The 21,485-nt window shown below is 42.4% G+C and carries 21 protein-coding genes; 19 read left to right on the forward strand and 2 right to left on the reverse strand.

From position 1 onward, the window contains the following. Window positions 1-2: 2 nt before the first annotated feature. A complete protein-coding gene (locus MHB45_RS01915; protein ID WP_048684303.1) occupies window positions 3-557 on the forward strand; it encodes an RNA polymerase sigma factor in 555 nt (184 codons plus the stop codon). Then, window positions 558-1,280: an anti-sigma factor gene (locus MHB45_RS01920; protein ID WP_048684306.1), complete on the forward strand. Its 723-nt coding sequence runs from the start codon at window positions 558-560 to the stop codon at window positions 1,278-1,280. 188 nt (window positions 1,281-1,468) lie between these two features. Here MHB45_RS01920 and MHB45_RS01925 read toward each other — a convergent pair whose 3' ends face one another. Further along, entirely contained in the window at window positions 1,469-1,888 is a 420-nt protein-coding gene (locus tag MHB45_RS01925) for a hypothetical protein (RefSeq protein ID WP_318285249.1), read from the reverse strand. Between the two features lie 101 nt (window positions 1,889-1,989). On the opposite strand from MHB45_RS01925, the gene MHB45_RS01930 reads away from it, so the two are divergent. Beyond that, entirely contained in the window at window positions 1,990-2,685 is a 696-nt protein-coding gene (locus tag MHB45_RS01930) for a YjjG family noncanonical pyrimidine nucleotidase (RefSeq protein WP_048684310.1), read from the forward strand. Window positions 2,686-2,777: 92 nt separating this feature from the next. On the opposite strand, the gene MHB45_RS01935 is transcribed toward MHB45_RS01930, so the two are convergent. Beyond that, a complete protein-coding gene (locus MHB45_RS01935) occupies window positions 2,778-4,076 on the reverse strand; it encodes an MFS transporter (RefSeq protein ID WP_048684312.1) in 1,299 nt (432 codons plus the stop codon). Between the two features lie 466 nt (window positions 4,077-4,542). On the opposite strand from MHB45_RS01935, the gene MHB45_RS01940 reads away from it, so the two are divergent. The 16 genes from MHB45_RS01940 to MHB45_RS02015 all read left to right on the forward strand — a co-directional run bounded on the left by MHB45_RS01940 (window position 4,543) and on the right by MHB45_RS02015 (window position 21,267). Then, window positions 4,543-4,722 (forward strand): IDEAL domain-containing protein, encoded by a 180-nt coding sequence (locus MHB45_RS01940; RefSeq protein WP_072272442.1) that lies wholly within the window; start codon window positions 4,543-4,545, stop codon window positions 4,720-4,722. Window positions 4,723-5,012: 290 nt separating this feature from the next. Continuing rightward, on the forward strand, window positions 5,013-5,141 hold the full coding sequence (locus MHB45_RS01945) for a hypothetical protein (RefSeq protein WP_260359184.1): 129 nt from the start codon (window positions 5,013-5,015) through the stop codon (window positions 5,139-5,141). A 176-nt stretch (window positions 5,142-5,317) separates the two neighbouring features. Beyond that, window positions 5,318-5,638, forward strand: a complete 321-nt coding sequence (locus MHB45_RS01950) for an antibiotic biosynthesis monooxygenase family protein (protein WP_053533860.1) — start codon at window positions 5,318-5,320, stop codon at window positions 5,636-5,638. Between the two features lie 858 nt (window positions 5,639-6,496). Next, window positions 6,497-7,966 (forward strand): CoA-acylating methylmalonate-semialdehyde dehydrogenase, encoded by a 1,470-nt coding sequence (locus MHB45_RS01955; RefSeq protein WP_161921960.1) that lies wholly within the window; start codon window positions 6,497-6,499, stop codon window positions 7,964-7,966. 73 nt (window positions 7,967-8,039) lie between these two features. Next, on the forward strand, window positions 8,040-8,855 hold the full coding sequence (gene iolB / locus MHB45_RS01960) for a 5-deoxy-glucuronate isomerase (RefSeq protein WP_072272443.1): 816 nt from the start codon (window positions 8,040-8,042) through the stop codon (window positions 8,853-8,855). Window positions 8,856-8,877: 22 nt separating this feature from the next. After that, a complete protein-coding gene (gene iolC, locus MHB45_RS01965; RefSeq protein WP_202187021.1) occupies window positions 8,878-9,855 on the forward strand; it encodes a 5-dehydro-2-deoxygluconokinase in 978 nt (325 codons plus the stop codon). Window positions 9,856-9,887: 32 nt separating this feature from the next. After that, on the forward strand, window positions 9,888-11,798 hold the full coding sequence (gene iolD / locus MHB45_RS01970) for a 3D-(3,5/4)-trihydroxycyclohexane-1,2-dione acylhydrolase (decyclizing) (RefSeq protein WP_048684325.1): 1,911 nt from the start codon (window positions 9,888-9,890) through the stop codon (window positions 11,796-11,798). Window positions 11,799-11,815: 17 nt separating this feature from the next. Continuing rightward, window positions 11,816-12,703, forward strand: coding sequence for a myo-inosose-2 dehydratase (iolE, locus tag MHB45_RS01975; RefSeq protein WP_048684328.1), 888 nt, complete (start codon window positions 11,816-11,818; stop codon window positions 12,701-12,703). Window positions 12,704-12,725: 22 nt separating this feature from the next. Continuing rightward, the gene (locus tag MHB45_RS01980; RefSeq protein ID WP_048684330.1) at window positions 12,726-14,138 is read left to right on the forward strand and encodes a sugar porter family MFS transporter; all 1,413 of its coding nucleotides are present in this window, start codon (window positions 12,726-12,728) and stop codon (window positions 14,136-14,138) included. A gap of 47 nt (window positions 14,139-14,185) precedes the next feature. Further along, window positions 14,186-15,217 carry a Gfo/Idh/MocA family protein gene (locus tag MHB45_RS01985; protein WP_048684332.1) on the forward strand — a complete coding sequence of 344 codons (1,032 nt, stop codon included), beginning with the start codon at window positions 14,186-14,188 and terminating at the stop codon, window positions 15,215-15,217. Between the two features lie 46 nt (window positions 15,218-15,263). Next, window positions 15,264-16,142, forward strand: coding sequence for a sugar phosphate isomerase/epimerase family protein (locus tag MHB45_RS01990; protein WP_053533868.1), 879 nt, complete (start codon window positions 15,264-15,266; stop codon window positions 16,140-16,142). 4 nt (window positions 16,143-16,146) lie between these two features. Continuing rightward, window positions 16,147-16,992 carry a 2-keto-myo-inositol isomerase gene (gene iolI, locus MHB45_RS01995; protein WP_048684336.1) on the forward strand — a complete coding sequence of 282 codons (846 nt, stop codon included), beginning with the start codon at window positions 16,147-16,149 and terminating at the stop codon, window positions 16,990-16,992. A 41-nt stretch (window positions 16,993-17,033) separates the two neighbouring features. Further along, a complete protein-coding gene (fba, locus tag MHB45_RS02000; RefSeq protein WP_048684338.1) occupies window positions 17,034-17,888 on the forward strand; it encodes a class II fructose-1,6-bisphosphate aldolase in 855 nt (284 codons plus the stop codon). Window positions 17,889-17,996: 108 nt separating this feature from the next. Continuing rightward, complete coding sequence (locus tag MHB45_RS02005) at window positions 17,997-19,190, forward strand: MFS transporter (RefSeq protein ID WP_338565076.1); 1,194 nt, start codon at window positions 17,997-17,999, stop codon at window positions 19,188-19,190. A gap of 42 nt (window positions 19,191-19,232) precedes the next feature. Further along, window positions 19,233-20,186, forward strand: coding sequence for a sugar phosphate isomerase/epimerase family protein (locus tag MHB45_RS02010; protein ID WP_072272446.1), 954 nt, complete (start codon window positions 19,233-19,235; stop codon window positions 20,184-20,186). 67 nt (window positions 20,187-20,253) lie between these two features. After that, window positions 20,254-21,267, forward strand: a complete 1,014-nt coding sequence (locus MHB45_RS02015; RefSeq protein WP_072272447.1) for a LacI family DNA-binding transcriptional regulator — start codon at window positions 20,254-20,256, stop codon at window positions 21,265-21,267. Window positions 21,268-21,485 lie beyond the last annotated feature (218 nt).

The following is a 21,485-nucleotide window of genomic DNA, read 5'->3' on the forward strand; positions in this document are numbered from 1 at the left end:
GATTGAAAGAAAAACTTGATAAGGAATTGATGGCATTAGTCATGAAAAAGCATCGTCCTGCTCTGGAAGAACTTTATGACCGGCATATTAAATTAATCTATGGTTTTATTTTTAAGTTCACAAATGGAAATGCTGAAAAAACTAAAGAGATCGTGCAGTTGGTCTTTTTAAAGCTCTGGACTACAAAAAGCAGTTACAATTCCGAAAAGGGGCACTTTGTAAGCTGGCTTTTGACCGTTACACGAAATGTGTGTGTGGATTATGTCCGCAAAGACAGCGTTCATATCCGGAATAACAAACACATGGACATGAGTCATCCGATTGACATAGAAGATCCTAATAATGATATAGAAAATGGGCTATTATACAGTGAAATTGCCCAGGCAAAAAGTAAGTTAAGCAAGCCGCAAAAAAGACTGATTGATCTACTGTATTGGAAAGGGTATTCGTTAACGGAAATTGCCACAATTGAAAATGAACCGATTGGTACCATCAAGAGCAGACTTCACCAGTCGCTAAAATTGTTGAAAAAGTATTTGGAAGTAGGTGGTTTGTAAATGAATACAGAGTGCGCTAACCTGCTTTCATTTTTATCGGGTGAACTGGGAGAAAAAGAAAAAAAGGCATTCGCGGAACATTTAATTCAATGCTCTGAATGCACTAGGGAGTATGAACAAATGACGGAAGCCTGGAATTCATTGAAATGGGATTTCGAAGAAATGGAACCTTCTTCTTCCCTGAAATCAGAGGTCATGAATTTTGTCTTTAAGACTGATGATGAAGTTCCGGTGCGAAAGGAAAAGAAATGGGGTGTTTTTTTCTTTAAGCAGTTTACTCCAGTCACTTCTGGTCTTTTGTTGGCTGTTCTGGTTTTGGTATTTGTGCTGTTATATTCCAATATTCAACTGAAAAAAGAACTTGCAGCTATCAATCTGCCAATGGAGGTTAAAACGTCGCTATCTTTGCAGCCTGCCGATAAGACCGCTGTAAATATGAATACGGACGGGGCTGCATACATTTTGCAGCAAGGTGACGAAAGAAGGTTAATCGTGCAAATTCAGAATTTACCTAGCCTTCAAGAGTCCGAGGTGTATCAGGTGTGGTTGCTGAAAGATGGAAAACGGAGAAATGCAGGAACTTTCAAGCCTGATGAAGCAGGTACAGGATCATTGACATACAAACTGTCCAGAGATGATAAATTCAATCAAATTGGCATCACAAAAGAACCGGACTCAAATAGTACAAAGCCGAGGGGCGAAAAAATAGTGGGATCTTCATAAAAATAAGGGACTTGCCCGCAAAGGGTAAGTCCCTTATTTTTTTTTCATACCTGGACCATGGATCAGGAAGAAGAAGTCAGGATTTACAATGGAAGCCCATAGAAATGGAAAACTTTCATCACTAGCAACGGATAACCAATATGTTTCGGTTGGATGAATATGGAAAATCATTGTCGTTTTCATGGTGCCTATTTATTCATTAAGTCTTCACAGTACTCCCGGATCAATGCCGAGGCTTTCGTTTGGCTGATAGAGAGGTCCTTCGCGACTTTCCTTGATGATTTGTATGTTTGGTAAGATTTCCTGATCAATATCCGTTTCGTTTCATCAAGTGCTTTATCGAGTGAAGTGGGGAGATCAATCTGTGTGACCTGTTCAACGTTCTCGGTTATCATTTCAGGCAAGTCGGACATCAGGATAACGGAGTCACTTATTAAGACCAACCGTTCAATCAAGTTTTCGAGCTGGCGTACATTGCCGGGCCATGAATAATGAATTAATAGGTTCAAGCATTCTTCCGAAATGACTTTATTTTCATGATACCTTTCATTGAACTTATTTAAAAAATTGTACGTAAGGGGAATGATATCTTCTTTACGTTCCCGCAATTTTTCCAAGCTTGCAGTATGTATTTACCATGAATTTGCAAAATTAATACGTAATTAAAGGAAATGTGTTAAGTTGGACTAAAATGATTATGGGGGCAGCGATGAAATACGAAATTATTTTATTTGATGTTGATGATACTTTGCTAGACTTTGGAATATCGGAAAAGAAAGCACTGCATGAAGCCTTTTTAGAGTTTGGTTTGCCAACAGGGGCGGAGGATTATGCGGGATGCTACCAAGAAATCAGTAAGGTATTATGGAGGGATTTGGAACGGGGGCATATAGATTTAACCATTCTGGGAGTGGAAAGGTTCAAGCGGTTGTTCCTGAAGCATGGGCTTGATATGGATGCGGATGCGTTCAGCCGTGCGTACCTGGGACATTTGGGAAAGGAAATACATCTTCTGCCCGGGGCTATAGAGGTTTGCGAGAAGCTTGGAGGATGCCGGCTTGCTATTATAACGAATGGCTTCACGGCAGTGCAGACAGCAAGAATCGGCGGGTCAGCCCTTTGCAATACCTTTGAGACCTTGATAGTTTCCCAAGAGGCTGGGTTTCAGAAGCCTGATAGAGGGATTTTTGATTATGCATTTTCCAAGTTAAATATCACAGATAAATCGAAAGCGTTGATAGTTGGTGACTCCTTGACTTCAGATATACAGGGCGGCTTGAATTATGGAATGGATACATGCTGGTACAATCCCCATCAAAAGGATAATGATCTGGGAATCAAGCCCACCTATGAAATCCGGACACTCACTGATCTTTTGGAGATTGTAGGAAGTAAACAAGTATAGGGAGGTATATGCATTGTAAAAAAACAGAGACCGCTTGTCCGAGTGATAGGACATGCAGGCCTCTGTTATTAATCACGCCAGAGATTTTAGAATCAGTTCAAATCCAGCTTATGTGGTTTGAGTGTTTGATCCTTTTCTTTCCTTCTGCTGAAATGCGGGGATAATATACAAAGCGCCAAGGAAATCGCGAGACCTGCCATCATGAATCCGCCAAATACCAAAGGGGATGGGCCATATGATTCCGCCATGGCGGTCCAGATGAGCGGACCGAAACCTGCAATGGCTGCCGCGACCTGATAACCGACGGATAATCCAGTATAACGGACCTTGGCTGGAAAGAGCTCCGAGAATAATGTCCCTTGTGTGGAAAAAATGGCTCCCCAGATGACGCCGAGTACAACTGCCTGCATCATGTAGAACCAGCCAACCCCACGACCAATCATTGTGAAATATGGGATGGCCAAGACGAAAAGGAGAGTCAGGCCCCCAAAATAGATGATTTTTCGATCAATGAAATCTGAAATGTAACCAATGACAGGAATGGTAATCAGCATTGTAGCGCAGCCAATCGTTAAACCGGTAAGAGCTGAATCTTGGGAATAACCAAAATACAGCGTAGTAAAGACGAGAACATAGGACATGATGAATACATTGAAGAAGCCGTCCCCAATTTTTAGTCCGATCACTTGCAGCACACTTCTCCAATCGTGTTTCAACGTTTCAATAATGGGAACTTTCGCAAGATCGCCGCTATCTTTCTGCGCTTTAAATTCCGGCGTTTCTTCAATGCCACTCCTTACCCAAATTGCCAACCCGATCAGTACACCGCTTAAAAGGAATGGAATCCGCCAACCCCAAGATAAAAATTGGGCATCGGTTGTCAAGGAACTGATGAGGGTTAGGCTGAACGAACCGGCAACCAAGCCGATGGGGACCCCTAGTTGGGGAATGGATCCATATAACCCACGGACACCTTTAGGAGCAGATTCCGTTGCCAATAGGATGGCTCCGCCCCATTCACCTCCCAAGGAAATTCCTTGAATCAACCTCAGCACCACCAAGATGGCGGGGGCGGCCAACCCAACCTGGGCATAAGTGGGCAGAACACCGATTAGCATTGAACTCCCTCCCATACCAATAAGGGTGAACATGAGTGCTGCCTTCCGTCCGATGCGATCACCCATATGACCGAAAAGGATGCTGCCGATTGGACGGGCAGCGTAACCAGCACCGAATGTGACAAAGGCAAGAAGAAGTGAAATCGCTGGATCATGATTGGGAAAGAATAGCGTCGTAAAAACCAGGCCCGTTGCTGTCCCGTATAAATAGAAATCGTACCACTCAATAACGGAACCCGCTAAACTAGCGAAAAGAACTCGACTTTTTTTCATGATAAATGCTCCTTTAATGCTAAGTTTTTCATCAATATTGTTTTCAACAATAAATAAAGCCGAAATGAACAAAAATGATGGTAAATGAATATAAGTAAAAAACTGGATTATTTAGATTATTTTAGAGGGCTTATCCATACCGGTCAATATATTTCTGACTTTTCTGAAAAAATAAAGCGAATAACTTAGCTCCCTTCACCTGTAATGGAATATAATTAATTCTAAAGTAATGGAAATAAACGATCCGATCTTCCCAGGTAAAATGACTAAGTGAATAAAAAGAAAATGTGTTACTGATTAGAAATCCGAATATTTAGAAATTTTGTGTATAGAAGAGTGGCAAAGTGGAAATCATGTGGATAAGGAAATGAAAAATGAATAAGAGGAAAGGATAAGATTTTAATTAATAATAATAATCTCCAAGTTATTTAGTATAATAGAAAAAAGGTTAAGGAGTTGGTTTCGTATGGAGAAGCAATTGCCAGGAACATCGCTTGAACCTGAAGAGATGGCTGAAATCGTTTTAAAAAAGGCCCTTAGTGATTACCGGAAAGCCCAAATCGAAAAAGAAATCGATGACTCATTAAGAAATCGTGATAAGGAAGAGTTCCTACGTTTAACTGAAATATTGAAGGGCATTTCCTGAAATTTTATTCTCTGTGAACAAGACAAGTAGTTATGATATGGAATGTACACTGAAAAGCCTGCAAAGCTGATAACCATAAATATGCTGAAGAGAAAACTTCATTTACCTGAAACATACTAAGTAAATAGCAATCTATAGTATTATAATATTTTACATTGTAAGCGCTTTCTTGTATAATTAAATAAAGAAACGATGGAGAGAAGAGTGTAAGTGCGCTAATGGCGGGATTCACAGGTATTAGTTGCTGAAAAGTTCATGCACCGGGATAAAAACTAAAAGGGGGAAAAGTTATGAAAAAGAATGGAGTGTCTTTAGTTGAATTTGTTCAGGAGGATCGATTCGAACTCAGCTCCTACATTACTTCTTTATTTAACAAACTGAATGACTATGTTCCCAAAAGTCTTAAAGATAAAAGGTGAGTGACAATAAAAAATGGATCAGGAAGATATGCAAAACTTCCTGATCCATTTTTTATTTTGTTTTTGGGAATCAGATTTTAAGTAGTGCACTTAAGTAAAAGTCTCATTAATTGACAATGAGAATCGTTATCGAATAAAATGATTCAATACAAGTATATCGATTGGAGTTGTTCATATTGTTCGTTCAGATGAGAAAAATGGTGGTAAAAGAAGGTAATGCAGAACAAGTAGTAAAACGGTTCAGCGGGGAAGGAATCATAGAAAAGCAGGAAGGGTTCATCGATTTAAGTGTAATGGTGAAAAAAGTGCGACGCGGGGATGAAGAGGTCATCATTATGATCAATTGGGAGTCGGAGGCGCATTGGAAGCAGTGGGAAAAGAGTGAAGCCCATATCGCAGGCCATAAAGCAAACCTAGGGAAACCAAAGCCTGAATATATCGTCAGTTCGGAAGGATCATTATATGAAGTGAAGGCTATTAAGAAGGCAGTGAAATAACTGACCTTAAGCAGCCTGTTTTAAATTCCGTACAAATAAGTAACTGGGTGGAATATCCCATTTCTCAATCATCTTGTTAGGATAAGGATACGGAATGGTTACCGTTCACATATAATAGCTTACCTTCACTAAAATTCAGGCTCCCATTATGGGTGCCTCTTTTTGTTGATGAAATCTCGGGATAGGCTATGTCTGTTGATATAGTAAAATATCAATTATTTTCATTGAAATGGAGACATTCATGGAATGTAAAGAAAAGGGGAGCAGGAAGGTAGTCTGAAAAGTTTACATATATGAAAGACTAAGGATGTTATTCTTAGGTTAGCTGGAATTCCTATGATAAAGTCAATTGAGTTTAGGAAAATTAATATACCAAAATACCACTACCATTATCGATAAAGTATTGGTCAGTTTTTAAGAACCTCTGAAGATGTCTTTGATAAATATTAAAGCACATTTCCATATTTATCAATGTTTTGAACCGTGAAGAAGATAGAATATTATAAAAAATGCAAAAAAAGTGTTTACAGGGAAAATTTTTCATTGTAGTATTTCCTTATAAAGTAAATGAAATCGATTTCATCCTGAATCAAGGTTATGTACAAGCTATAACTTAAGGGGGAGTGGATTGGTCCTTACTTTTTCTTAAGGTGGACCCCTGAAAATAAATGAAATCGATTTCATTAGCAGAATAAAAGCTTGAATATTAGGATTGAGCTAGAAAATTTATTGATTGATCCTAAAAAGAAACATGGATGGATTTCTTCCACAGGTAAATGAAATCGATTTCATTGAAGGCGATGGTTATACGGGGCTGATGATCTAACAAAATATACTTTATTTTAAGGAGGAAAAAACATGTCTTCAGTAACACATGAGGTGAAAAAATTAAAAAACTATATAAATGGTGAGTGGATTGAATCCGCTTCAAAGCAAACGGAAATCGTGTTCAACCCTGCAACTGGTGAGGCAATTGCCGAGGTGCCACTTTCCACTAGGGAAGATGTGGATCGTGCGGTCCAAGTGGCGAATGACGCATTTAAAAAATGGTCGCAGGTTGCTGTCCCGAAAAGGGCTCGCATATTGTTCAAATATCAGCAGCTTCTTGTGGAAAATTGGGAAGAACTAGCTAAACTGGTCACTGTCGAAAATGGTAAAAGCCTATCGGAATCAATTGGTGAAGTACAGCGGGGCATCGAGTGTGTCGAGTTTGCGGCGGGTGCACCTACGCTGATGATGGGCAAACAGCTTCCGGATATCGCGACCAACATTGAATCGGGTATGTACCGTTACCCAATTGGTGTAATCGGCGGTATCACTCCATTTAACTTTCCGATGATGGTCCCTTGCTGGATGTTCCCGCTAGCGATCGCATGTGGCAATACTTTCGTGTTAAAGCCATCTGAACGTACACCTTTACTTGCAGCACGCATTGTTGAACTGTTTGAGGAAGCAGGTCTTCCTAAAGGAGTACTGAACATTGTCAATGGAGCACATGATGTGGTTAATGGGCTTCTGGAGCATGAAGATGTGAAAGCTATCTCCTTCGTCGGTTCACAGCCAGTGGCAGAATATGTGTATAAAACAGGCACGGCTAACTTGAAGCGCGTCCAGGCTCTTGCGGGAGCGAAGAATCACTCGATTGTCTTGAAAGATGCCAATCTTGATATGACGGCCAAGGAAATAACAAGTGCGGCTTTTGGGTCGGCCGGTGAGCGTTGCATGGCCGCTGCGGTTGTTGTCGTAGAAGAAAGTGTAGCGGACGAGTTAGTTGAAAAATTGAAACAGGCAGCTGATGCGATTACGATCGGGAATGGTCTGGATGACGGCGTTTTTCTAGGACCTGTGATCCGGGAAGGAGCTAAGAAGAGGACTATTGATTACATCGAATCAGGTATAGCCCAGGGCGCGACCCTAGTACGCGATGGCCGTAAAGATGAGGCAGCAAGCGGCAATGGATATTACCTCGGAGCTACGATTTTTGATCATGTTACACAGGAAATGAAAATCTGGCAAGATGAAATTTTTGCACCGGTGCTCTCCGTTGTCCGTGCTAAAGATTTAACGGAGGCCGTTGAGATTGCCAATGCTTCAGCACTGGCAAACGGGGCTTGCTTATATACGGACAGTGCAGCTGATGTACGCCAATTCCGTGAAACGATCCATGCCGGAATGCTGGGCATAAACGTGGGTGTTCCTGCACCGATGGCATTCTTCCCATTCTCTGGATATAAAGATTCATTTTATGGTGATCTTCATGCGAATGGAACCGACGGAGTTGAGTTCTATACACGAAAAAAAATGGTGACTGCACGCTACGTGAAATAAATGAATGAAAAAGACATTGCAAGATGGCCCGTTTGGATACGGGCCGGATTTTTTGAAAAACAAGGAGGTACATATGAGTAAACTGCTTCAAAAACCGGAAAAACAAGAGGTCGCTGAAGGTGTTACAATCATTCAATCAGTTACGAAAGGAAATTCTCCTTTAGAATATGTTGAATTCAAAATAGTGGAGTTGGCACAGGGGGCGGAATATTCAGAATTATTAATCAAGAAGGAGTGCTGCATTGTCGCTCTTACGGGAAAGATCAATGTGACAGTGGGCGAGGATGTATACCATGATTTAGGGACACGTGATAGTGTATTTGATAAAGTGCCGACTGATAGCATTTACGTGTCAAATGATAGGGGTTTTGAATTGGAAGCGATAACCGAGGCCAGAGTGGCATTGTGTTATTCTCCTTCTGATAAGCAACTTCCGACTAAATGGATTAAAGCGGGAGATGTTGACGTGGAACATAGGGGCATTTTGAGCAATAAGCGGATGGTACATAATATATTACCGGATTCAGCTCCGTATGCGAATAGCCTTCTCGTGGTTGAAGTATATACAGAAAGCGGAAACTGGTCGAGCTATCCTCCGCATAAACATGATCGGGATAACTTGCCAAATGAGTCATTATTGGAAGAGTCCTATTATCATGAAATGAACCCGCCTCAGGGATTCGTCTTTCAGCGAGTATATACAGATGACCGTTCGATCGATGAGACCATGTCCGTCGAAAACGGCGATGTCGTACTTGTACCGGCCGGTTACCATCCGGTAGGGGTGCCTGACGGTTATGAATCTTATTACTTGAATGTCATGGCCGGTCCGACAAGGACATGGAAATTCTATAATGATCCCGATCATGAGTGGATCCTGAATCGTTAAAGGAAAAGGAGATGTTAACCTGATGAACTATACTTTTAATATCGATAAGGAATTTGACTTGATTGCCATTGGTCGGGCCTGCATCGATTTGAATGCCAATGAATATAACCGTCCGATGGAAGAGACCATGACATTCACAAAATACGTGGGCGGTTCACCTGCCAATGTTGCCATCGGAAGTGCAAAATTAGGCTTGAAAGTGGGATTTATCGGTAAGCTTGCCGATGATCAGCACGGCCGTTTCATCGAGCGGTATATGCGTGAGGCAGGTGTTGATACATCGAATATGGTTATCGATCAAGAAGGGCATAAAACGGGACTCGCCTTCACGGAAATTAAAAGTCCTGAAGAATGCAGTATCCTGATGTATCGGGATAATGTAGCCGATCTTCATTTAGCACCTTCGGAAGTGGATGAAGAATATTTAAAAAAATCAAAGATCCTATTGGTTTCAGGAACGGCTTTAGCAAAAAGTCCATCACGTGAGGCGGTTTTAAAAGCCGTAAGCCTTGCGAAAAGAAATGATGTAAAAGTCGTATTTGAATTGGATTACCGTCCTTATACATGGAATTCCATTGAAGAAACCTCCGTTTACTATTCGTTAGTCGCAGAGCAATCAGACATTTTGATTGGCACGCGTGATGAATATGATGTAATGGAAAATACCGAAAAAGGTACAAATGAAGAGACCGTCGGTAACTTGTTTAAACATTCCTCAGACCTGGTGGTCATCAAACACGGTGTCGAGGGTTCGTATGCCTATGCCAAATCAGGAAAAGTATTTAAAGCGAAGTCCTATAAAACGAAAGTATTGAAAACATTCGGCGCAGGGGATTCCTATGCTTCTGCTTTCTTATATGCGTTAGTGAGAGGCAAAGGGATTGAAAGCGCTTTGAAGTTTGGCAGTGCTTCCGCTTCCATAGTAGTAAGCAAGCACAGCTCATCTGAGGCCATGCCCGTAGCAGAAGAAATCGAGGGTTTAATTGCAGAACGCGTGTAAGGAATTTATCTACATAGAGGGGTGAACAGAAGATGGGAACAGTGAGGTTGACGACAGCCCAAGCTTTAATCAAGTTTTTAAATCAGCAGTACATTCATGTTGATGGTGAGGAGTCTCCTTTTGTAGAAGGTGTATTTAATGTATTCGGCCATGGGAATGTAGTTGGTATCGGTCAGGCACTCGAACAGGACGCTGGCCACTTGAAAGTGATTCAAGGAAAGAATGAGCAAGGGATGGCTCACGCAGCAATTGCCTACAGCCGGGAAATGCTCCGAAGGAAAATTTATGCAGTTACTACATCTGCCGGGCCAGGCTCGGCAAACTTGATAGCTGCGGCGGGGACTGCACTTGCCAACAATATTCCTGTCCTCCTACTTCCTGCTGATACATTTGCGACACGTCAGCCGGATCCGGTTCTTCAGCAACTTGAGCATGAGCATAGTACGGCCATTACCACTAATGACGCTTTTCTTGCAGTATCAAGATATTGGGATCGCGTCACTCGCCCTGAGCAGCTCATGTCCAGTCTGATCCGGGCCTTCGAGGTGATGACAGATCCCGGGAAAGCCGGCCCAGCGACGATATGCATCTCACAGGATGTAGAAGGGGAGGCATTCGATTTCGATGAACATTTTTTTGAAAAGCGCGTCCATTATTTAGATCGGAAAGCTCCAGTTGAACGGGAACTGCAAGGAGCTGCCGAGAGAATTAGAGCAAGTAAGAAGCCGATCATCATCGTTGGTGGCGGAGCAAGATATTCCGGAGCTCGGGATATTTTGATGAAGCTGGCGGAAAAGCATAACATTCCACTTGTGGAAACACAGGCAGGTAAATCGACGGTGGAATCAAATTTTCCTAAGAATCTGGGCGGCGTCGGCATTCTCGGTACGATGGCTGCCAATAAGGCTGCCCGTCAAGCAGATCTCGTAATTGGTGTCGGGACCCGCTATACGGACTTTACGACTTCTTCCAAAACTGCATTTGATTTTGAAAGGACAAAGTTTTTGAACATTAACGTCAGCCGCCTTCAAACTTATAAATTAGATGGATTTCAGGTCGTCGCCGATGCAAAGGTGGCGCTTGAAAACCTTGAAGCTTTACTAGTGGGCTATGAAACCGAATATGGGGAAATGCTTGGAGATTGGAAGGCGGAGTGGCTTTCCGAACGGACCCGTTTAAGTACAGTCACTTTTAGCCGTGAAAATTTCAAGCCTGAAATCAAAGACCAGTTTTCACAGCAAGTCTTGAATGAATATTCGGATGCATTGAAAACTGAATTGGCCCAATCAACTGCGATGATCGCAATAAACGATACGATCGATCCTGAAAGTGTGGTGGTCGGTTCGGCCGGATCACTTCCGGGTGACTTGCAGCGCCTCTGGCATTCAAGCGTGCCAAACACTTACCATCTTGAATATGGTTTCTCCTGCATGGGCTACGAAATTGCAGGAACTTTAGGAGCCAAGCTTGCTCATCCAGACCGGGAAGTCTATGCAATGGTAGGGGACGGCAGTTTTCTGATGCTTCATTCGGAATTGATCACAGCCATCCAATATAATCATAAAATCAACATTCTATTGTTTGATAATTCAGGATTTGGCTGCATCAATAATCTGCAAATGGAGAATGGCAGCGGAACATATTGCTGTGAGTTCAGAACACATGATAACCAAATCATGAATATTGATTACGCAAAAGTAGCCGAAGGGTATGGAGCCAAAACTTATCGGGCCAATACTATCGATGAGCTGAAAGCAGCATTGGAGGATGCAAAGAAACAAACGGCATCTACATTAATAGAAATGAAGGTTCTGCCGAAAACGATGACGGATGGTTATGACTCCTGGTGGAATGTTGGCGTGGCAGAGGTCTCGAAACGGAAAAGTATACAAAGGGCATATGAAGCGAGACAAGAGAAATTAAAAATGGCCAAACAATATTAAAAGGGGGAAGTCGGAAAATGCAGGAGATTTCGTGGGGGATTGCCCCAATTGGCTGGCGTAATGATGACATACCGGAAATCGGAGCTGAAAATACCTTATCCCACCTTTTAAGCGATATTGTCGTGGCAGGATTTCAGGGGACCGAGGTAGGAGGTTTCTTCCCGGAACCGGAGGTCCTGAATAAAGAGCTGAAGCTTCGGAACTTAAAAATAGCCGGTCAGTGGTTCAGCAGTTTCATCATCCGTGATGGCATCGACAAAGCAGAACAGGATTTCCATGAACACTGCAAATATTTACAGGCTGTCGATGGAGATGTAGCGGTAGTATCCGAACAAACTTACAGTATCCAAGGCGAAAGGTACGATGTATTTAAGGAAAAGCCCCGCTTTACTGATGAAGAATGGGGAATATTGTGTACGGGCCTGAATCGGCTAGGGGATATTGCAGGACTTTACAACTTAAAACTGGTGTATCACCACCACATGGGGACGGGCGTCCAGACACTGTGTGAAATTGACCGCCTTATGGAAAATACCGAAAAGAAAGTGCAACTGTTATATGATACTGGACATATTTATGTATCGGATGGCGATTGCATGTCACTTCTGCAAAAGCATATCGACCGCATTGGGCACGTTCATTTCAAGGATGTGAGGCATAGCGTGCTGGAGCAGTGCCGAAAAGTTGGGAAATCATTTCAAGAATCTTTTTTAGCCGGCATGTTCACAGTGCCTGGTGACGGCTGCATTGACTTTGTAGAAGCGTACCATACATTACTGGAAAATCATTATAAAGGCTGGATTGTAGTAGAGGCGGAACAAGATCCTTCCGTTGCCCATCCATTGGAATACGCATTAATAGCTCGCAAGTATATAAATGAAAGGCTGCTCCTAGTTCAAGATTAAAAACGGGAAAGAAGTGATTAATTTGAATAATGATGGAAATCAAATGGCATTCTTACGCAAGATTATTATTATCTCGACGTTAGGCGGTCTTTTGTTCGGATATGATACAGGTGTCATTAACGGTGCCTTGCCGTTCATGTCCGAAGCGGATCAACTTAACCTCAATTCACTTACGCAAGGACTTGTTGCCAGTTCACTTCTTTTAGGCGCGGCACTTGGAGCTTTTCTGGGAGGCAGACTTTCGGATTATGCGGGCCGCCGAAAAAACATTCTTTTTCTTTCGGTACTTTTTTTCTTTTCGACTGTTGGATGCACGTTTGCACCGAGTGTTACGGTCATGATTGCCTGCCGTTTTCTACTCGGCCTTGCGGTAGGCGGTGCGTCAGTAACCGTTCCTACTTATTTGGCGGAAATGTCTCCAGCTGAACGACGCGGCCGGATCGTCACCCAAAATGAATTAATGATTGTTAGCGGACAGCTGCTTGCATTCATCTTCAATGCCATTCTTGGGACAATGATGGGTGATAGTTCACATGTTTGGCGTTACATGCTGGCCATTGCATCGCTTCCAGCCATACTTCTTTTCTTTGGCATGATCAGGTTGCCTGAAAGTCCAAGGTGGCTTGTGTCCAAGAACAAAAATGAAGAGGCCCTGAATGTTTTGAAAAGAATACGTAAAATGGATGAGGCAGAATCGGAATTTCAGGGAATCAGAGCCACATTCGAAAAAGAGAACCATGTTAAAAAAGCTACATTTAAAGATTTGAACGTCCCATGGATACGGAGAATCGTCTTTCTTGGAATCGGGATAGCCATCGTTCAACAAATAACGGGCGTTAATTCCATCATGTACTATGGTACCCAAATTTTAAAAGATGCAGGGTTTGAGACAAAAGCTGCTTTGATCGGGAATATTGCAAACGGTATCATTTCTGTTTTAGCAACATTTTTAGGTATTTGGCTACTTGGTAAAATCGGGCGCCGTCCAATGCTCTTAACCGGTTTGATAGGTACTACGACCACATTGCTATTGATTGGCGTCTTATCGTCCCTTCTTGAAGGGACGGCTGCACTTCCCTATATCATTTTGACCTTGACTGTCACTTTCCTTGCCTTTCAGCAGGGGGCCATTTCACCGGTTACCTGGTTGATGCTTTCAGAGATCTTCCCGCTTCAAGTTCGTGGGCTCGGTATGGGTGTCACCGTATTTTTCCTTTGGGTCGTGAACTTTCTAATCGGCTTAACATTCCCGGTTTTACTAGATAAAGTCGGATTGTCTACCACATTTTATATCTTTTTCGCTTTTGGCATCATGGCTATCACCTTTGTGAAAAAATGTTTACCCGAAACGAAAGGACTTACACTTGAACAGCTTGAACAGAACTTCCGCGATCATGGAAAAGAACCTGCAAAGGAAATGACAAAAATAATTTAAGAGTTATAGAGTAATAAACCAGATATCCTTAAAAGGAGAATATGATCATGACATTAAATTTTGGTGTAATAGGAACGGGTGCCATCGGCAGGGAGCATATTAAAAGAATTACAGACAAATTATCCGGAGGGAAAATTGTGGCTGTAACCGATGTGAATGAAGAGGCGGCAAGGCAGGTCGTGAAACAATATGGACTTGAAGCACTTGTATATCCGGATGACAAATCACTGGTAAACTCGGAAAATGTCGATGCAGTGCTTGTTACGAGTTGGGGGCCAGCGCATGAGCAAAATGTATTGAATGCGATTGAGGCTGGCAAATATGTGTTCTGTGAAAAGCCACTGGCGACAACGGCGGAAGGTTGCAGGAGAATTGCAGAAGCGGAAATGAAATACGGGAAGCGTTTGGTGCAAGTTGGTTTTATGCGACGTTATGATAGCGGTTACGTACAACTGAAACAAGCCATTGATAGAAATGAAATTGGCGAGCCGCTTATGGTCCGCTGTGTACACCGCAATCCAGAAGTGGACGAAAAATATACGACGCAAATGGCGGTCGTTGATACATTGATTCATGAGATTGATGTATTGCATTGGTTAATCAGCGATGATTACAAATCAGTTCAAGTCATTTACCCGAAGAAAGCCAGCCGCGCGCATGCTAACTTAAAAGATCCCCAACTTATCATAATGGAAACGAAGAGTGGGATTGTCATCCAAGCTGAAGTATTCGTGAATTGTAAATATGGCTATGATATCCAATGTGAAGTCATTGGTGAGGACGGTGTTGCATATCTCCCTGAACCAGCGAGCATCGTAACAAGGAAAGGCGCTAAACGGAGCACGGATATCTTGGTAGATTGGAAGGACCGTTTTATGGATGCATATGACATAGAATTACAGGATTTCATAGATTCCATTGTAAAGACAGGTCAGCCGAATGGTCCGACTTCATGGGATGGATACATTGCTGCTGTAACAGCTGATGCTTGTGTAAAAGCACAAGAGTCCGGACAGAAAGAATCCGTTGACCTTGAAGAGAAGCCAGTTTTTTATACGGGAAAAATTACTGTTCAGTGAACGTAATTATGCATTGAACGAAAAATAAATTATAGGGGGAAAGACCATGAAACTAGCTTTGGATCCTACGATGTATGCCAATTTATCATTAAAAGAAATGGTCGATAAAACAGCGGAACTAGGCTATGAATATATCGAACTGTCACCGAGGGAAGATTTTTGTCCATTCTATAAATATCCTAAAGTGGATAAGGAACAGATTAAAAATTTGAAACGCTGGTGCAGCGACGCAGGTGTGAAGATATCATCCTTGCTTCCGCTTTACTACTGGGCCGGTCCTGATGAGGAACGGCGCCAGGCCGCAGTCCGTAATTGGAAACGCGCCATTGAAGTGGCAGTGGAATTGGATGTTGACTTGATGAATAGTGAATTTAACGGATCTAAATTCAATGAAGTTATCTGTGAAGAAAAATTCATTAAATCAATGGATGAACTCCTTCCGGTATTTGAAAGGGAAGGCGTTAAACTTAATTTGCAGGCACACCCATTCGATTTCATCGAAACGCATGAGGGAGCTATGGATATGATCCGTGCCCTTGATCGTCCGTGGATCAACCTAGTATATTCAACAGCACATACATTTTTCTATGATGATGGCAAAGGCGATATTGCCCCTATGTTCGATTCTGCCGGGGATCGCCTGCAACATGTCTTGTTTGCTGATACATTCAATCATAAAGCGTCCAACGGACTCCGTTATATCGTCAATCCTCCAGGTGTCGAGGCAACCGTCCATCAGCATTTGAACATCGGCGAAGCCGAAGTTGACTTTGATACGATCTTCAAAAAACTGAAAGAAATGAATTTTGACGGCATCGCTACTAATGCAGTATTTGCTTGGATCGACAAAGCAGACTGGTCAAGTAAGCTTATGCTTCAAAAAATGAGAGACGGATTGGGTTTAGCAGAAAGAATTGGAGGCTGACAGAATGAAACTTTGTTTCAACCAAGCGACCACACTTGAAAATTCCAACTTGGTCAAAGATCTCAAACACTGTGAAAAACACGGTTACGATTATATCGAAATCCGTACCATGGATAAATTGCCTGAGTATTTGGAAGAACACACAATTGAAGAACTGGCCGAATTTTTTAATGCAAATCATATTAAGCCACTTGCCTTCAACGCCCTCGTATTCTTTAATAACCGCGATAAAGACGGTCATAAGTCGATAATAGCCGAATTTAAGAATATGATGATCATGGCGGAGAAATTGGGTGTGAAATATGTGGTGGCGGTTCCGCTTGTAACGGATGCGAAAATATTGAAAGAAGATATTAAAAACAGCTGTGTGGAAGTATTGGCTGAACTTTCCGAGATCGCTGAACCGTTTGGCGTTAAAATTGCAGTGGAATTTGTCGGGCATCCGCAATGTACTGTGAATACATTCGGTCAGGCATACGATATCGTTGAAACAGTCAACCGTGATAATGTTGGTTTGGTACTGGACTGTTTTCACTTCCATGCTATGGGTTCCAGTTTGGAAGACTTGAAGAAAGCGGATGGGGAGAAAATCTTCATTTTACACATTGATGATACAGAGGATTTTCCGATTGGTTTTTTGACGGATGAAGACCGGGTATGGCCTGGACATGGTGCCATAGATTTAGACAGCATATTATCCATCTTGAAGGGAATTGGTTATTCTGACGTCGCCTCTGTGGAATTGTTCCGTCCAGAATATTATGAACTTGATGCTGAAGAAGCCATTAAGACCGCAAAAGAAACGACAATTCAAGTTATTTCAAAATACTTTGCACTACAGAATGTATGAATAGATCTTAATAATCTCGGGAATAAGGGGGTGATGGAATAATGCCTTTAGTAGCAATGAATGAGATGCTTTTAAAAGCAAAAGCAGAAAGGTATGCTGTGGGTCAATATAATATTAATGGTCTGGAATTCGCCCAGTCGTTTTTACAGGCTGCCAATGAGGAACGAGCGCCGATCATACTTGCGGCATCGGACAGGCTTGTTGATTATCTTGGCGGATTTAAAACGATTGCTGCTATGGTAAAAAGCCTTATGGAAGAAATGGACATTACGGTTCCGGTTGCCCTTCATCTTGATCATGGAATGGATGTAGAACGCTGCAAGAAAGCGATAGAGGCGGGTTTTACATCAGTCATGATCGATGGCTCCCATCATCCAATAGATGTAAATATTGAAATCACCAAAAGGGTTGTCGACTATGCCCAAAAGTTTGGCGTTTCCGTTGAGGCGGAAGTGGGGACAGTCGGTGGGACGGAAGATGGCCTTGTCGGCGGTATTCAATATGCAGATCCCCATGATTGCACGAGGATTGTAAAAGAAACGGGAATTGATGCACTAGCGGCTGCTTTGGGTTCCGTTCATGGCCCATATCAAGGAGAACCTAAACTCGGTTTTGAGGAAATGGAATTAATTTCGAACATGACGAATGTGCCTCTCGTCTTACATGGAGGCTCAGGTATACCGCTGCACCAAATCAAAAAAGCAATTGAACTTGGACACGCTAAAATAAATGTCAATACCGAAAGCATACAAGTGTGGGCAAAAACCGTTCGGGAAGTATTGGCCGTTGAAGGCACAGTATATGAGCCTCGCGCCATCATCACACCAGCGAAAGAAGCTATCATCACCGTCGTGAAGAGAAAAATCGCAGAGTTCAATACAAGTGGAAAGGCTTAAGAATGAAAAGGTGTTCCCAACTACGTTGCGGGCACCTTTTGTACATTCACTTTTTACCTAAGGTACCATTGGTAAAAAAATAGCTCGCTGGTCAGAGGAAGTGTTGAAATGACTTTGTTACATACCGCACGTAATAGATTTTTGTTTTTAGTGCTCTGCTTTATTTTTTGGTTTTCTAATTTCATTTATATTCCCATTTTGTCTCCTTACCTTGAGATGATTGGTGGGGATTATACATTTATCGGCATGGTATTAGGCAGTTACGGGCTGATGCAATTTCTCTTCAGGCTTCCGTTCGGAATCCTATCCGATCTCATAAAAGTAAGAAAGCCTTTTATTATCTTTGGGATGGCCGTGAGTACGTTGAGCTGCGTCACATTTGCATGGGCCGATAGTTTAGGCTGGATCCTTTTGGCCCGCTCTTTAGCAGGCGTTGCCGCCGCTACATGGGTAGCGTTCACCATTTTATTTTCCAGCTACTTTTCAGAATATGATCTTCACCGAGCGATGGGCAGTATCTCGTTAGCTGTGGTTCTGGCACAGCTGCTTGGAATGGTGGTCAGCGGATACATTGTCGATCTATGGGGATGGCACGCACCTTTTTGGATAGGCGGGATCATCGGTTTCGTTGGTATCGTCCTTTCGCTTTTTATTTACGAATCAAACGAGGATTTTCAAAAAAAGCCCATTCAATTGAAAGAACTGTTATCAGTCATGCTTGAACCGGCGCTTTTAAAAGTATCATTTCTATCCATTCTCGCACATGGCATCATCTTCTCGACAATGTTCGGCTTCACCCCGGCATTTGCCTTAAAGCTTGGGCTCCATACTGATGAGATCAGCATGGTCATCTTTTCATTCATGATTCCTCATGCCGTTGCCACCATGCTTAGCGGGAAAATATTCGTACCATTATTCGGACAATGGAAGTTACTGAAACTAGCTTTTACTCTTACGGCCATTTTTACAGCATGTACGCCATTAGCAGAAACAAAAGGGCTGCTTTTTCTGATTCAAGGATTGAATGGATTCTCATTAGGCATTCTTTTTCCATTGTTTTTAGGAATGGCGGTAGAGACAATTTCCCTTGAAAAAAGGGCAACGGCCATGGGGGCGTATCAAGCAATCTACGCGATTGGTATGTTCGCTGGACCTTTCATTGCAGGAATATTGATTTCTCATTTAGGTATTTCTTCAGGATTTTATTTCGCGGGGTCATTAGGTTTAACCGCTTTATTCTCTATGATTGTATGGAGTCACCTTGAAAGGAAAGCAACAAAACATAATTTGAATTTGAACTAAGCGATGTGAAAGGGATGCTAGTTTAATAGAGGAGGAGCACTTATGAAGGTTGGTTTAGTTACTGATATTTTAGGTTACATGCCATTTGAAGAGATGCTGGATACGTGTGTGGACCAGGGAATAGAGACACTGGAGCTAGGATGCGGCAATTGGTCGAAGGCTCCACATCTCGATCTCGATGGTCTTCTTGGCAATGCAGCAAAACGAAAGCAATTATTAAATGAATTGAATGTAAGGGGGATTAGCATTGCAGCGTTGAATTGTTCTGGCAATCAGCTTGATCCATCAGATGAAGGAGAGATGCATAAAGCCGTTGTTAATAAGACCTTTCAGCTAGCTGGGCTTTTAGGTGTTGAAACGGTTGTCATGATGTCGGGGTGTCCTGGCGGCGGACCAAGTGACAGGACGCCAAATTGGCTGACACATCCCATTTTGCCCTCACACTTTGAGATGCTTGATTGGCAGTGGAATGAAGTGGCATTCCCTTATTGGGAAAAAGCTGTGATAACGGCAAAACAAAATGGGGTTAGAAAGGTTGCCATCGAAAATCTAGGCTGCAATTTAGTTTACAATCCTGAAACACTCTTTAAATTGAGGTATGAAGTCGGTGATACGATCGGCATGAATTTTGATCCGAGTCATTTATTTTGGATGGGCGGCGACCCCATTGCGGCTTTAAGGGCTTTAGGAAGCGCAGTTTATCATATTCATGCAAAAGATGTCCGCTTGGAAAGAGGGATATATGACGTCCAGGGGTTAATTGATGTGAAACCAATGAACCAATATGCAGGTAGATCATGGAATTATGTTGCACTCGGGTATGGGCACGACAGTGGCTGGTGGAAGGAGTTTTTTACTATTGTTAAAATGATTGGTTATGAAGGGCCCATCGTTCTCGAAATGGAAGATTTGACAATGGAACCACTAACGGGCGTGAAAAAATCCATGAATGTTTTGAAAGAAACATTGCCTAGAGAATTCGATGTTTTAACATGAAGTCTAAATTACTTTATAATGGACTTAATGAAAATGATAAAAGAAATAGGCAGGTGGAGATAATAGTATGAAAATGAGCGATGTGGCGAAATTGGCCAACGTATCTCCTGCAACCGTTTCAAGAGTGCTCAGACAGCCGGATTTAGTCAGCGAGGAAACTAAACAAAAGGTGCTGCAGGTGATTGAAGAGATGAATTACAAGCCTCACATGATTGCCAGTCAGTTCAGGACTAAAGAGACAAAGATCATTCTGGTCGTCGTTCCGGATATCACAAGGCCCTTTTTTTCCGAAGTGCTTCGGGGCATTGAGCATACAGCTGTAGAAAATGGCTATCAGGTTATATTGGGAGATACGGAGAACGATATTGAACGGGAAAAGGAATATATCGATTTGCTTTACAAAAAGCAGGCAGATGGAGCGTTACTCCTTACTGCTAGAATGAATAGGGAAAGCCTGGAAAAACTATCAAATCAATTTCCGATTGTATTGGCATGTGAATACGTGGACGGGCTGGACATTCCAACTGTTTCGATCGACAATGTAAGCAGTGCCAGAAAAGTAACGGAACATTTAATCAACCTTGGTTATAGACGGATTGCCCATATAACAGCGCCTATGAACATCATCCTTAGCCGGGATCGCCTAGGGGGGTTCCAGCAGGCAATGAAGAAGCATCACTTGAAAGTTAACCCGGAATACATCCAGGAAGGGGATTATGGCATTGACTCAGGTTATGACCAGATGGTGAAATTATTATCGCTTGATAACAAGCCTGAAGCAGTGTTTGTATTTAATGATGAAATGGCGCTGGGAGCTGTAAAGGCAATCCAGGATCATGGGTTGAGCGTTCCCGAGGATATTGCTGTCGTAGGTTTTGATAATTTGAAAATAGCATCGATTTTTAATCCGCATATGACGACCATTGACCAGCCTAAGTACGAAATAGGGAAAAAGGCAACGAACTTATTGCTGACCTTAATGAAAGGCGGAACCATTGAAAAGAAAAAATTCGTTCTGGAAGATGAGTTGATTATCCGCGAATCTTGCGGTTCCAAATTGGAAAAAAGCTTGAATGTATAAAAATGTTTGGCAAGATTATTATGTTAGTAAATGAATGGCTTCCTTTTATGGGAGCCTCAGACTGTAGACAAACTCGATGAAAATCGAGTTTGTCTATTTTTATGGCTTGTACAATTTGGACGTTGATTTCCACTCCAGGCACTCGCTTTCCGCGGGCGGTCGGGGAGCCTCCTCGGCTTTCGCCTGCGGGGTCTCCCCTAGACGCGCTTTTCCCGCAG

The sequence above is a fragment of the Peribacillus sp. FSL K6-5616 genome, assembly GCF_038008245.1.
Taxonomy (GTDB): Bacteria; Bacillota; Bacilli; order Bacillales; family DSM-1321; genus Peribacillus; species Peribacillus frigoritolerans.

Coding starts and splice junctions, on each gene's coding strand:
- MHB45_RS01920 (WP_048684306.1), top strand. CDS start 558: ATGAATACAGAGTGCGCTAACCTGCTTTCATTTTTATCGGGTGAACTG.
- MHB45_RS01930 (WP_048684310.1), top strand. CDS start 1,990: ATGAAATACGAAATTATTTTATTTGATGTTGATGATACTTTGCTAGAC.
- MHB45_RS01935 (WP_048684312.1), bottom strand. CDS start 4,076: ATGAAAAAAAGTCGAGTTCTTTTCGCTAGTTTAGCGGGTTCCGTTATT.
- MHB45_RS01940 (WP_072272442.1), top strand. CDS start 4,543: ATGGAGAAGCAATTGCCAGGAACATCGCTTGAACCTGAAGAGATGGCT.
- MHB45_RS01945 (WP_260359184.1), top strand. CDS start 5,013: ATGAAAAAGAATGGAGTGTCTTTAGTTGAATTTGTTCAGGAGGATCGA.
- MHB45_RS01955 (WP_161921960.1), top strand. CDS start 6,497: ATGTCTTCAGTAACACATGAGGTGAAAAAATTAAAAAACTATATAAAT.
- iolB (WP_072272443.1), top strand. CDS start 8,040: ATGAGTAAACTGCTTCAAAAACCGGAAAAACAAGAGGTCGCTGAAGGT.
- iolC (WP_202187021.1), top strand. CDS start 8,878: ATGAACTATACTTTTAATATCGATAAGGAATTTGACTTGATTGCCATT.
- iolD (WP_048684325.1), top strand. CDS start 9,888: ATGGGAACAGTGAGGTTGACGACAGCCCAAGCTTTAATCAAGTTTTTA.
- iolE (WP_048684328.1), top strand. CDS start 11,816: ATGCAGGAGATTTCGTGGGGGATTGCCCCAATTGGCTGGCGTAATGAT.
- MHB45_RS01985 (WP_048684332.1), top strand. CDS start 14,186: ATGACATTAAATTTTGGTGTAATAGGAACGGGTGCCATCGGCAGGGAG.
- MHB45_RS01990 (WP_053533868.1), top strand. CDS start 15,264: ATGAAACTAGCTTTGGATCCTACGATGTATGCCAATTTATCATTAAAA.
- iolI (WP_048684336.1), top strand. CDS start 16,147: ATGAAACTTTGTTTCAACCAAGCGACCACACTTGAAAATTCCAACTTG.
- fba (WP_048684338.1), top strand. CDS start 17,034: ATGCCTTTAGTAGCAATGAATGAGATGCTTTTAAAAGCAAAAGCAGAA.
- MHB45_RS02005 (WP_338565076.1), top strand. CDS start 17,997: ATGACTTTGTTACATACCGCACGTAATAGATTTTTGTTTTTAGTGCTC.
- MHB45_RS02010 (WP_072272446.1), top strand. CDS start 19,233: ATGAAGGTTGGTTTAGTTACTGATATTTTAGGTTACATGCCATTTGAA.
- MHB45_RS02015 (WP_072272447.1), top strand. CDS start 20,254: ATGAAAATGAGCGATGTGGCGAAATTGGCCAACGTATCTCCTGCAACC.